Annotated in this window: 10 protein-coding genes; 1 reads left to right on the top strand and 9 read right to left on the bottom strand. The window is 76.1% G+C overall.

Annotated features, from left to right (window positions below):
* Positions 1-47: 47 nt before the first annotated feature.
* Positions 48-1085: a hypothetical protein gene (locus tag CCE01nite_RS04555; protein WP_141372011.1), complete on the bottom strand. Its 1038-nt coding sequence runs from the start codon at positions 1083-1085 to the stop codon at positions 48-50.
* Positions 1086-1134: 49 nt separating this feature from the next.
* On the bottom strand, positions 1135-1557 hold the full coding sequence (locus CCE01nite_RS04550; RefSeq protein WP_034624773.1) for a hypothetical protein: 423 nt from the start codon (positions 1555-1557) through the stop codon (positions 1135-1137).
* Between the two features lie 157 nt (positions 1558-1714).
* On the opposite strand from CCE01nite_RS04550, the gene CCE01nite_RS04545 reads away from it, so the two are divergent.
* A complete protein-coding gene (locus CCE01nite_RS04545; RefSeq protein ID WP_034624771.1) occupies positions 1715-2275 on the top strand; it encodes an RNA 2'-phosphotransferase in 561 nt (186 codons plus the stop codon).
* 80 nt (positions 2276-2355) lie between these two features.
* Here the strand turns inward: CCE01nite_RS04545 and CCE01nite_RS04540 are convergent, their stop codons facing one another.
* The 7 genes from CCE01nite_RS04540 to CCE01nite_RS04515 are packed head-to-tail and all read right to left on the bottom strand — an operon-like array spanning position 2356 to position 11667.
* Positions 2356-3150, bottom strand: a complete 795-nt coding sequence (locus tag CCE01nite_RS04540) for a siderophore-interacting protein (protein ID WP_034624770.1) — start codon at positions 3148-3150, stop codon at positions 2356-2358.
* Positions 3151-3203: 53 nt separating this feature from the next.
* A complete protein-coding gene (locus CCE01nite_RS21720) occupies positions 3204-3848 on the bottom strand; it encodes a GNAT family N-acetyltransferase (protein WP_246056325.1) in 645 nt (214 codons plus the stop codon).
* Positions 3845-6112 (bottom strand): penicillin acylase family protein, encoded by a 2268-nt coding sequence (locus CCE01nite_RS21715; protein WP_034624769.1) that lies wholly within the window; start codon positions 6110-6112, stop codon positions 3845-3847. The genes CCE01nite_RS21720 and CCE01nite_RS21715 overlap by 4 nt, the downstream gene beginning before the upstream one ends.
* Positions 6109-8043: an IucA/IucC family protein gene (locus CCE01nite_RS04530; RefSeq protein WP_084142434.1), complete on the bottom strand. Its 1935-nt coding sequence runs from the start codon at positions 8041-8043 to the stop codon at positions 6109-6111. The genes CCE01nite_RS21715 and CCE01nite_RS04530 overlap by 4 nt, the downstream gene beginning before the upstream one ends.
* Positions 8040-8729: a GNAT family N-acetyltransferase gene (locus CCE01nite_RS22490; RefSeq protein WP_246056324.1), complete on the bottom strand. Its 690-nt coding sequence runs from the start codon at positions 8727-8729 to the stop codon at positions 8040-8042. Before CCE01nite_RS22490 ends, CCE01nite_RS04530 begins: the two co-directional genes overlap by 4 nt.
* Positions 8726-10183, bottom strand: coding sequence for a lysine N(6)-hydroxylase/L-ornithine N(5)-oxygenase family protein (locus CCE01nite_RS04520; protein ID WP_371861013.1), 1458 nt, complete (start codon positions 10181-10183; stop codon positions 8726-8728). Before CCE01nite_RS04520 ends, CCE01nite_RS22490 begins: the two co-directional genes overlap by 4 nt.
* Positions 10177-11667, bottom strand: coding sequence for a pyridoxal phosphate-dependent decarboxylase family protein (locus CCE01nite_RS04515; RefSeq protein ID WP_052103419.1), 1491 nt, complete (start codon positions 11665-11667; stop codon positions 10177-10179). The genes CCE01nite_RS04520 and CCE01nite_RS04515 overlap by 7 nt, the downstream gene beginning before the upstream one ends.
* Positions 11668-11913 lie beyond the last annotated feature (246 nt).

Raw genomic sequence — 11913 nt, 5'->3', positions numbered from 1 at the left:
CGGAGGCCCGAGGGTCAGCCGGTCCGCCGGGCTGCGCGGCGGGTGTCTCACCGCGCGGCGAGCAGCACCCGCTCCGCGTCGGAGCCGGTCGGCACGGCGACCTCGACGCCCGGCCCGCCGAGCACGAGCGTGAGCGTCACCTGCGTGACGCCGCCGTACACCGGGTGCGGCGCCGCGCGGACGTCGCGGATCGCCGAGCGCGCGATCGTGAGCCGCGAGCGCGAGTGGTCCGGTGCCCGGCCGCGGGTCAGCCACGTGCGCCGCCCGAGGACCTCGAGCCACCGCTCGTCCTGCCCGACGACGGCGCCGTGCAGCGTCGCGGGCGACACCGCGTGCAGCACGTGCGCGACGGCGTCGGACGCCGCCGGGCGCACGCGCCGGCGCGGGTGCAGCGCGAGGAGCCGCAGGTCCGGCAGGCGCCGCGCGACCTCGCGGTAGGAGTGGACGAGCCCGACGTCGTCCAGGCCGAGGGCGGACGGGGCGAGCGGCGGGTCCGCCGGTCGTGCGGACATGCTCGACGCGGGGCTGTATGGCGAGGGTCGGGAGCCGGCCGCGGGCTTCGTGAGCGCGACCGGCGCGGCGCCCGCGCCGTCGGAGGTGCTGCCGTCGTGCCGGCTGCCTCCGTCGTGCGTGGTGCGGATCGCGTCGACCAGGCGCTGCACGCCCTCGGCCGCGGAGCCGTTGTAGCGCACGGTCAGCGCGCGGCCGTCCTGCGTGAGGAGGTCGAGCCGCGCGTCGAGCATGCTCGTGACGTCCCGCAGCGCGACGACGTCGCCCGGCCGTGACGACCAGGTCCGGTACCCGAGCGCCTGGTCGTACACCGACGCGGGCGGCTCGCCGGCGTCGGTCAGGGCGTCGAGGCGGGTCAGCACGGAGAGCTCGTCGTCGGCCAGCACGATCAGGTGGTCGTAGAGGTCCATGTCGGCGGTCGCGTCGCGCCGGGAGATGTTGCGCGGGACCTTGAGCACGAGGTGCACGGCGTCGAGGTCGAGCGGGTGCGCGCGGAACAGCCGGGGGACGTCCTGCGGGGAGCGGACCTCGTCGATCCAGGGACCGAACGCGTCGTACTCGGCGGTGCTGGTCATGGTCGCTCCGGCTGCGGGGTCGTCGGCGGGGTCCGGTCCTGCTGTGCGGTCACGACGGCGGCTTCTCGACGACGGTCTCCGCCGCCGTGGGGCCGCCGCACCCCCGGCCGTGCGGTTGCTCGAGGAGCCGGCGCTCGGGCGTCGGGACGGTGAGCTCCGTCGTCTCCGCCTCGGTGCGGACCGTGACCACGAGCTCGTCGGTGAGGAAGTCGACGTGACCGGACCAGCGCCCAGCCGACCCGCTGCCCTGCAGGTTGCACATGTCGGCGTCGTCGCCGACGCAGGCCACCTCGACCTCGGAGACCGGGCGGTCGGGCCACGACGTGCCGAGAGCGACGGTGAGGGTCGACGGGTAGCCGATCGCCGGGCAGGCGTCGGCGCCTGCGTCGCACGCGGCGACCAGCAGCAGGCCGGGGACCGCCGCCCACCGCAGCGCGCGCGTCACCCGGGGGCCGGCGATGCGGGCGGCCATGCGTCTCCTTGGGTGCTCGGGCGCGACGCCGGGCATCCGACGGCGGTACCTCGTCTCGCAGGATGCCACGCTCGACCCCTCCTCCCGCGCCTTCTCGCGACTGCACCCCCGTATCGGCATCGATGCCCGGACGAGGCCGCTGCGGCAGACTCCCCGCATGGACGCCGCGCTCGTGCCGCTCAGCAAGTTCGTCAGCCTCGTCCTCCGGCACGACCCCGCTCGTGCCGGGCTGCGGCTCGACGAGGCGGGTTGGGCGGACGTCGACGCGCTGCTCGCCGGGGCCGTCGCGGCGGGCGTGCCGCTGACGCGCGAGCGGCTCGACGCCGTCGTCGAGCAGAACGAGAAGCGGCGGTTCGCGTTCAGCGAGGACGGGACGCGGATCCGCGCGAGCCAGGGGCACAGCGTCGCCGTCGACCTCGGGCTCGTGCCGGTGCCCGCACCGGACGTGCTGTTCCACGGAACGGCGGAGCGCACGCTCGACGCGATCCTCGCGACCGGCCTGCAGCCGCGCGGGCGGCAGCACGTGCACCTGTCCGGGGACCGCGACACCGCGGTGGCCGTCGGGCGCCGGCACGGGCGGCCGGTGATCCTCCACGTCGACGCGCGGCGCATGCAGGACGACGGGCTCGCCCTCTACCGCTCGGCGAACGGCGTGTGGCTCGCCGACGCCGTGCCCGCGGCGTACCTGAGCCTCGCGGACGGGCACGCGCCGTCCTGATCGCGCCGCGTCGTCGTACGGGTTGCACCCCGCGCTTCCTCAGCGACAGCGCGCCGCGCCGCACACCGCGGTCCCGCGGCTCAGGCGCTCTTGCCGAGCTTCCAGTAGCCGCAGAACGTGACGTTGACCTTGGGGACGCCGCGCTCGCCGACGAGGTGCCGGCGCACGCCCGTGGCCAGCCCCGCCTCGCCGACCGCGAACGCGTACGGCACGCCCGACGGCCACGACAGCTCACGCACGTGCTCCAGGGCGCGGGCGCTGGGCCGGTCGCCGGGCGCACGCACGACCCAGTGCACCGCCATGCCGTCCGGGGCGTCGACCTCCTGCGCGTCGTCGGCGTCCGGGATCTCGACGAGCGCGTGCCCGACGGCGTCGCGCGGCATGTCCCGCAGGATCCCCGCGACCGCCGGCAGCCCGGTCTCGTCCGCGACGAGGAGCGTCCAGTCGGCCGGGACCGGCGCCCACCCGCAGCCCTGGTCGATGAGCGCGACCTCGTCGCCAGCGAACGTGCCCTGCGCCCACGGGCCCGCGACACCGTCGGTGCCGTGCACCACGAAGTCGATGTCGAGCTCGGGGAGCTCGGGGCGGAAGTCGCGGACGGTGTAGCTGCGGATCACCGGGCGGGTCGCGCGCGGCAGCGTCAGGTACCGGAGGTAGCCGCGGGTGTCGAGGCGCGAGGGCAGGTTGTCGAGGCGCGCATGGTCGTCGACGGGCACCGCGAGGCGGAACCACTGGTCGAACCCGCGGCGCTCGAAGCGGCGCAGGTCCTCCCCGCCGAGGGTCACGCGGATCAGGTGCGGGCTGATCCGCTGCGTGCGCTCGACGTGCGCGGTGACGAGGCCGCTCGGGGCGTGGGTGACGCTGATCGCGGGCACGGGGGTCTCCGGTCGGGGTGCGGGGCGAAGGGGGTCGACGACGGGACGAGTCGTCAGCGGGAGGCGCGTGCTGCCGCGGAGGCTACTGCGGCGTCGGCGGTGAGGAACGCGAGGCGGGCCCGCTTGTCCGGCAGGTCGATCTCGGGGCCGAGCTCGAAGCCCGAGCGCACCATGCGGGCGACGGCGCGCTCGTTGCGGACGTCGGGCTCGACGACGAGGCGCCGCGCGCCCGGCTGACCGAGCAGCAGCGCGACGAGGTACCCGACCAGGTGCGCCGTGAAGCCCGGCGCGGGGGCGCCGCCGCGCGAGCCGACGAGCAGGTGCAGGCCGACGTCGCCCGGCTGCACCGGGTAGCACTCGCCGACGGGGTCGTGGTGCGGGTCGTACGTCTGCAGCAGCGCGAGCGGCTCGTCGCCGAGGCGGACGACGAACGCGTGGTGAGTCTCGAGCGAGTCGACGTACGCGTACAGCTCGCCGAGCTCCTCGCGGCTCAGGTGCCCGAGGCGCCAGAACTCGGTGCCCGGCTGCGTGACCCACGCGTGGATCGTGTCGAGGTCCGCGGCGGGGTCGAGCACGGTCGTGCGCAGGAGGCCCAGGGGTTCGACGACGCGCTCGTCGACCGTCGCGCCGCGCGGGCCGGAGAGCAGGCGGACGTGCTCGGGGGCCGGTACGGGTGCGGGCGGGGGTGCGGTGGTCACACGAGCTCCTCGGGGGTCAGCCGGTCCCAGTCGGTCACGACCTCGACGGTCGCGGCCTGGGCCCACAGCGCGTTCTGGTCGGTGAAGTGCGGGCTGCGCGGGTCGCCGCTCGCGCCGAACGGCACGCCCCAGCGGCTGCGCTCGCGGTCGGCGAGGTCCCAGACCCAGCGCGCGACCGAGCCGCGCCACGCCCGGTCGGTGAGCGACGGCGTCGTGCCGGTGCAGCGCACGCAGTCCGCGTCGCCCGCGAGCGGCACGTCGGGCACGGGCGGGGCGGTGCAGCCGGGGACCTCGTCGAGCAGGTGCGACGCGAGCACGCGGTGACGGTCGCCCCAGGCGTCGTCGACGACCGTGCTCGCCGCGACCTCCTCGAGCGCCGTGCGGACCTCGTGCGCCGCGTCGATGCCGAGCGCGGCGTCGTCGAGCAGGTGGGGCAAGGCGTCGGCGACGCGGGCCGCGACCGAGAACCAGGGGTCGAGCGCCCCGCCGTGCGGGTGCGGGGCGTGCAGCGGCGCGAGCGCCGGGTGCGCGGCGAGCCGCCCGACGAGCGCCGCCCGCCACGCGGCGAACGTCGCGGCCGGCACGCTGCACGCGTCCATGTGCCGGTCCCACGCGAGGAGCCGGGCACGCACCTGCGCGGCGGCGGGGGTGAGGTCGTCGCTGCGCTCGACCCACGCGAGCGGGCCAGCGGCCCCGCCGAGCAGGGTGTCGGCGTGGATCGCGCTCATGTCCTCGGGGCCGAGGCGGTCCCCGCGACGCTCGTGCAGCAGCGCGCGGATGCGGTCCGCGCGGTGCGGGGGCGCGTAGGCGAGGCCCAGGTCGACCTCGGCGCGCCCGGGGCGCTCGTTGGCGTCGACGGCGGCGTCGGCCACCTCGACCGGCGGGAGCGGGCCCAGCCATGGGGCCGGACGTCCGGCGGCCGACCACGCGTCCTGCGGGAGGCGTCGCTCGGTGCGCGGGCGAGCGGGGACGCGCCCCACCGTGGCGCTCAGGACCGTGCCGTCGGAGTCGGCCGCGAGCACGCGGTTGACGGGGTCGACCCAGCCGCGGAGCGCCTCGACGACGTCGTGCGCCGTGCGGGCGCGCAGGAGCGGGAGGAGGCACGCGAAGCCGAGGTCGGCCGTCGCGCGCACCGGGAAGCGGACGCTGTGGACGACCACCTCGGGCGCGGTCTCTGCGTCCGTCGCCGCACTATCGCCCGCCGGACGCGTCGAGGCGTCCGTCGACCCCGTCGCCCCGTCCCTCGTCGCGGCCGGATCGAGCGGCTCCCCGGCGAGCACGACGCCCCGCACGGTCTCGACGACCTCCACCTCGACGTCCGCACCGCCGCGCACCGCGACGCGCTCGACGGTCCGCTCGGCGGGCTCCCAGCCGTCGGGCCCGAGCGCCTCGACGCCATCCCCCCGGAGCCGCATGCGCTCGCGGAACACCTCGACGCCGTGCGCCATCGCGTTGGTGATGCCCCACGCGGCGGTGCCGGTGTGCCCGAAGTGCTGGACGCCCGGGACACCGGGGAACGCGAGCCCGACGACGTCGAGCCCCGGGCACGCGAGCCGGACCTGCTGGTAGACGCCCGGCAGCTCGAGCAGGCGGTGCGGGTCGCCGGCCAGCAGCGGGCGGCCGCTCGCGGTCCGGGAGCCGTGCAGCGCCCACGCGTTGCTGCCCGACGTCGGGACGCCGCCGGCCTCGGTCGGGTCGTCGGGCGGGGTGCCGTCGCCCGAGCCCGGCAGCGCACCCGCGTCCGGCGCCTCTGCGGGGTCCGCCCCGCCCAGCACCGCGAGCCCGGCCGCCCCCAGGGTCCGCTCGACGTGCGCGTTCCACAGCACCCGCGGGAACGTCGAGAACAGCGCGTGCGCGACGAGCATCACGCCGAGCGGCGCCCACGCGGGCCACGGCTCGTGCGGCGTCGTCGACCCGAACCGCTCGTCGAGCGCCGCGAGCTCGACCGGGCGCGGCGCGGCGTCGAGCCCCGCGTTCACGCCCCGCACGTACGCGTCGACCCAGGCGCGCACGTCGTCGTCGAGCGCGTCGTACGCGCGCCGCGCGGTGTCGGCGAGCCGGGCCTGCCGCGCGAACCGGTCCCACGCCAGCCCGGCGGGGCCGATGCGTTCCGCCAGCCGGCCCTCGGCGCGCCACCGGTCGACCTCGATCTGCCAGCCGCGGTCGAGCGCGGTGACCCGGCCCTGCGCCTCGGCGAGCTCGAGGTGGTCGGCGGCGCGCACGTGCGGGACCCCCCACGCGTCGCGGAACAGCTCGGCGGTCATGACGCGGCGACCACCGCGTCGCGCGCGATCGGGTTCGCGAGCGTCCCGGCGTAGATGAGCGACCCCGACTGGTCGGTGAGGTCGACCATCTGCAGCGTGTTCCGGAGCTGGAGCCGGTTGAGGCACGAGTGCGCGAACCGCGGCGCACGCAGGTCGACGCCGCTCGTGAGCCCGGGGTGGTCGGCGGCGTGCCGGTCGACGCACTCGCCGACGAGCGCCCAGAACTCCCCCTCGGGCAGCACGCCGTCGGCGTCGAGGATCGCGGCGAGGTGCCGGAAGAACCCGTCGAACACGTCGGTGAAGATCGCGAGCGCCTTCTCCTCGTCGTCGACCACCGCACGCACGCGCGCCACGTCGTCGGGCAGCGGGCGGTCGCTGAGCACCGCGATCTCCTCGCCGATGTCCTTCATGAACGCGCCGGCGACCGCGTGGCCGTCGAGCACGAGGATGAGGTTCTCCCCGTGCGGCATGAACGCGAGGTCGTGCGCGCGCAGGCAGTGCACGAGCGGGCGCAGGTAGGCGTGCAGGTACCGGCGCACCCACTCGTGGGCGCCCAGGCCCGACGCGCCGACGAGCGCCGTGACGAACGCGTCCCCGGCGGCGTCGCGGTGCAGCAGCGACGCCATGGTCGCCAGGTGCTGACCCGGCTCGACGCGCGGGACCGGGCTCTCCCGCCACAGCGCCGCGAGCATCTTGCGGTGCGCGCTCGGCTTCTCCGTGCGGTGGTAGACGTCGCCGGTGTAGCCGATCGACACGTGCTCGCGCAGCACCCGGAACCCGGCCTCGACGAGCGTCGGGTCGCCCGCGACGAGCTCCGCGACCCAGTCGTTGATCGCCGGGGTCGCGCGCATGTACGCGGGGGACAGGCCGCGCAGGAACCCCATGTTCTGGATCGCGAGCGCGACCTTGACGTAGTCCCGGTCGGGGCGGGAGCGGTTGAGCAGCGTGCGGATCGACTGCTGCGCCTGGTACTCGTCGTCGCCCTCGCCGAGCAGCACGAGGTCGCGGCGCGCGACGTCGGCGGCGAACGTGATCGCGACCCGGTGCTCCCACTGCCACGGGTGCACGGGCAGGTACCGGTAGTCCGCCGCGTCGAGGCCGAGGGTGCGCAGGTGCGCCGCGAACCGGTCGAGCGCGGCGCCGCCGAGCTCCGCGCGGTAGAACGCGTCCTCGTCGACCTCGGCGCCGAGCGCGAGGTGGCTCGACCCGCGCCGCACCGCGAGCCACACGAGTCGCACGGGCGCCGCGGCCTCGGGCGAGTACGCCGCGTGCTCGCCCACCCCGAAGCCGATGCGCCCGTTGTTCGCGACGAAGCCCGGGTGCCCCTCGGTCATCGCGCGCTCGACGGTCGCGAGGTCCGCGCCGAGCAGCTCCGCCACCGCCGGGCCGCCGTGGTGGGCCTTGTACGCGGCGCTCGCGAGCGTCGAGGACAGCTCCTCGAGGTACACCGCGAGCAGCGCGTCGGGGATCCCGAGCAGCGGCTGCAGCTCGAGCACGAGGTCGAGCGCGTCGAGCGGCGCGGGCGTGCCGTCGACGTCCCGCGTGAGGGACGCCTCGTCGACCGCCCAGTGCTCGAGCGCGGTGCGGCGCGCGCGGAAGCGGTAGACGACGCGGCCGCCCTCGAGCGCGACGCGGTACGGCGCGGCCGGCGCGGGCCGCGTGGACGACGACGGACCGGCCGGGTGCGACTCCGGGGCGGCTCCCGGGTGCGCCGCGTCGGGCACCGGGGCGAGCAGCCGCTCGTGGGAGAACTCCGCGAGCGCCTTCGCGACCAGGTGGCGGTGCGCGACGGCCATCGTCTCCGGGCGCAGGTGCGCTGCGGGGTCGAGGCGCTGACCCGGCATCGGTGACGGTGCCGGTGCTGCGGACGGGCGCGCGGCCGTCGGGGCGTCCGGTGCGGGTACGGGCGTGGTCGTGTCCGTGAGGGTCATGCGGCGCTCCGTCCGAGAGGGCTGGCGTCGAAGTCGGCGCGCGTGCACACCGCGAGGTGCGCGCGCTTGCCGGGCAGCCCGAGCTCGCGCAGCACGCGGAAGCCGGCCGCGGCGTTCTTCGCGGCGATGCGGGTGTTGGCGACGTCGGGCTCGACAACGACGCGGGTCGCGCCGAGGCGCTCGAAGCAGAACCGCACGGTCGCGGCCATGACCGCCGACGTGAGCCCGTGCACCGGCGCGTCACCGGGCGGCGCGACGAGCAGGTGCATCCCGAGGTCGCCCGGCTCGATCTCGGGCACGTCGGTGAGCAGCAGGCACGCGGGGTCGTACGTCTCGACGAGGAACGTCGGCACGCCGTCGACGCTCCCGAGCCACGCGTTCTGGTACGGGTCGGCCGAGACGCCCGCAAGGTAGTCCCGCACGTCGTCGAGGGACAGGTCCGTCATCTGCCAGAAGGAGGACGCCGGGTGGGACAGCCACGCGTGCACGACGGCGGCGTCCGCCCGGGCGTCGACGCGGGCCAGGCTCAGGTGCCCGACAGGCGACGGGGGAGCGGTCCACGGTCCGCGGGCGAGGGCGGCACCGGCAGCCCCGGCAGGCGCCGTGGGTGCGGTGCTCGGCGCGGTCGGGTCCGTGCTCGTCGACCCGCCCGCCGTCGCGCGCGACGCGCTCGCCGGCGCGCTCACCGGGCGCCCGCCGCGTGCTCGACCCGGCGCGCGTCGCCCGGCACCCCGAACTCCTGGAACGCGATCCGCCGCTCGACCGGGTAGACCTCGCGCCCGGTGATCGACGCGAGGATCGAGGAGTTGCGCCAGGCCCCGAAGCCGAGGTCCGGCGCCGTGATGCCGTGCGTGTGCTCCTCGGCGTTCTGCACGAACACACGCCCGCGCCCGCCGTCGACCGAGTAGTCGCGCGCGACGGCGAACCTGCCGTCGGGGTCCCAGTCGAGCCGGTCGCGCACGCCGAGCACGAAGTCGGGGACCTGCGCGGCGTACCCGGTCGCGAGCACGAGCGCCGACGTCCGCCGCTCGTGCACCTCGCCGAGCTGCGCGTGCCGCAGGCGCAGCACGTGCTCGCCGGTGGCGTCGTCCCGCTCGGCGGCGAGCAGCTCGGTGTCGGTGAGCAGCGTCGTCGGCACCGGGCCGTAGAGGCTCAGCCGGTAGAGCGTGTCGTAGATCTCGTCGATCAGCGGGCCGCTGATGCCCTTGTACAGCGACCGCTGCTCGCGGCCGAGTGCCCGGCGCTGCTCGTGCGGGAGCCCGTGGAAGTGGTCGGTGTACTCCGGCGAGGTCATCTCGAGCGTGAGCTTGGTGTACTCCATCGGGAAGAACCGCGGGGAGCGCGTGACCCAGTCGAGCCGCGCGTCGCGCCCCGGGAGCGTGCCGAGCAGGTCCCGGTAGACCTCCGCCGCCGACTGCCCGCTGCCGATCACCGTGACCGACGGCGCGGCGGCGAGGCGCTCGCGGTGCGGGAGGTAGTCGGCGCTGTGCACGACGAGGCCGCCCGCGGAGTCGCCGGGCCGGCTCGACCCGCCGACCCCGAGGAGCCCGCGCAGCGCGGCCGGGACGACGGGCGAGGTGCCGGTGCCGAGCACGACGTGGCGCGCGCGGTAGGTCTCGACGGCACCGCCGGCTCCGTCGCGGCTGTCGTCACGGCCGGAGCTGCCCGTGCCGTCGTCGCCCGCCGCGACCGACCCGCCCTGGACCGCCCGCACCGCCCGGACCAGCCACAGGTCGGCGTCGTCGGGGTCGACCTCGAGCGCGACGACCCGACGCCCCCAGCGCAGCGAGTCGAGCTGCGCGGCGGCCCACCGGCAGTACGCGTCGTACTCGGCGCGCAGCGGGTAGAAGCTCTCGCGGATGTAGAACGCGTAGAGCCGGCCCGTGGTCTTGAGGTAGCTGAGGAACGAGTACGGCGAGGTCGGGTCCGCCATCGTCACGAGGTCCGCGAGGAACGGGACCTGGATCGTCGCGCCGTCGATCATCATCCCGGGGTGCCAGCGGAACTCGTCGGCCGCGTCGAGGAACACCGCGTCGAGGTCGAGCGGCGCGCTCAGGCACGCGAGGCCGAGGTTGAACGGCCCGATGCCGATGCCGACGACGTCGTGCACGCGCCCGGCGTCCGCCGCCGCGCTCACCACGCGAGCGCCCCGTCCAGGTCGCCGTCGAGCACGGCGTCGAGCTCGCGGTCCAGCCCCGTCGCGAGGTCGCGCCCCGCGTCGAGCGCCGCGGCGGCGTCGCGCACGGCCCCGAGCACGCGCAGGACGTCCTCGACGGTCGAGTCGGGGTTGAGCAGCGTGAGCTTGAGGCAGGGCCGGCCGTCGACGACGGTCTTGGCGACGATCGTGCGGCCCGAGTCGAACAGCGCGCGGCGCACGAGCGGGACGAGCGCGTCGGCCCGCGCGTCGGGCACACCGGGCGGCTGGTAGCGGAACAGGACGGTGCTGAGCTGCGACCGGCCGACGAGCCGCAGGTCCGGGTCCTGCTCGACGAGGTCGTGCGTGGCGGCGGCGAGGTCGACGACCGCGTCGAACATATCGCCGAGCCGGTCCGCGCCGAGCGCGCGCAGCGTGACCCAGAGCTTGAGCGCGTCGAACCGGCGGGTCGTCTGCAGCGACTTGTCGACCTGGTTGGGCTCGCCGCTGCCCTCGGGGTTGAGGTAGTCCGCGTACCAGGCGACCGGCGCGAGGTCCCGGGCGTGGCGCACGACGAGCGCGCTCGACGAGACCGGCTGGAAGAAGCTCTTGTGGAAGTCGACGGTCACGGACCGGGCCCGCTCGATGCCGTCGAGCAGGTGCCGCCGGGTCGGGGAGACGAGCAGCCCGCACCCGTAGGCGGCGTCGACGTGCAGCCAGACCCCGGCCGCGTCGCACGCGTCGGCGATCGGGCCGAGCGGGTCGATGCAGCCGCGGTCGGTGGTGCCGGCGGTCGCGACGACGCACATGGGCACCCGGCCGGCGGTGCGGGCGGCGTCGAGCGCCGCGGCGAGGACCTCGGGGCGCATCCGGCCGTGGCCGTCCGTCGCGACGCCGAGCACCGCGTCCTCGCCGAGGCCGAGCAGGCGCGCGGACTTCTGCACGCTGAAGTGGCTCGACCCGGTCGCGAGCACGACGAGCCGGTCGAGCGTCGCCCCGCTCGCGGCGAGCGCGTGGTCCCGCGCGATCAGCAGCGCCTGGAGGTTCGACTGCGTGCCGCCCGAGGTGAAGATGCCGTCGCCCGCAGTGAAGCCGATGCGCTCCGCGGTCCACGCGACGAGCCGGCGCTCCATGAGCGTGCCCGCGGTCGACTGGTCGTAGGTGTCGAGCGAGGCGTTCACCGCGGCGACGACGGCCTCGGCGGCGACGGCGGGCACGGCGACCGGGCAGTTGAGGTGCGCCGCGTAGTCGGGGTGGTGGAACCAGACGGCGTTGCGGACGAAGAGCGCGTCGACCTCCCGCAGCGCCTCCGCGGTCCCCCGGCCGGGCCCGTCGAGGTCGACGGCGTCGACGAGCGCGCCGAGCTCCTCACGGCTCGCCCCGGAGAACGGCCGGCGGGTCTCGCGGAAGCGGTCCGCGAGGCGGTCGACCGTCTCGCGCATCGTCGCGGCGTAGTGGTCGGCGGTCGCGGAGGACAGCAGCTCGTGCACGCAGGGGCTCCCGGTGGTAATGGACGGGCTGGTGAGGGCAGGCGGCAGCACGGACGGCCGCAGAGTTGGTGAGGCTCTCCTAAGTAAGGCTCGGCTAAGATAGCGCACGAACGGGTGACGTCAACTCGCGTCTCGTGGCCGCCGGCGGGCGGGGGTGAGGGCGCCCGACGACGGTGCGCACCGCGTCGCGTGCCCGTCGTCGGGCTTCGCGCACGGGGGTGCGGTGCGACACAGTCGACGCGGCTG

The sequence above is a fragment of the Cellulomonas cellasea genome (assembly GCF_006538745.1).
Taxonomy (GTDB): Bacteria; Actinomycetota; Actinomycetes; order Actinomycetales; family Cellulomonadaceae; genus Cellulomonas_A; species Cellulomonas_A cellasea.
Note: the sequence above shows the minus strand (reverse complement) of the source record. Positions and strands in the feature narration are given on the sequence as shown.

Coding starts and splice junctions, on each gene's coding strand:
- CCE01nite_RS04555 (WP_141372011.1), bottom strand. CDS start 1,085: ATGACCAGCACCGCCGAGTACGACGCGTTCGGTCCCTGGATCGACGAG.
- CCE01nite_RS04550 (WP_034624773.1), bottom strand. CDS start 1,557: ATGGCCGCCCGCATCGCCGGCCCCCGGGTGACGCGCGCGCTGCGGTGG.
- CCE01nite_RS04545 (WP_034624771.1), top strand. CDS start 1,715: ATGGACGCCGCGCTCGTGCCGCTCAGCAAGTTCGTCAGCCTCGTCCTC.
- CCE01nite_RS21715 (WP_034624769.1), bottom strand. CDS start 6,112: ATGACCGCCGAGCTGTTCCGCGACGCGTGGGGGGTCCCGCACGTGCGC.
- CCE01nite_RS04530 (WP_084142434.1), bottom strand. CDS start 8,043: ATGACCCTCACGGACACGACCACGCCCGTACCCGCACCGGACGCCCCG.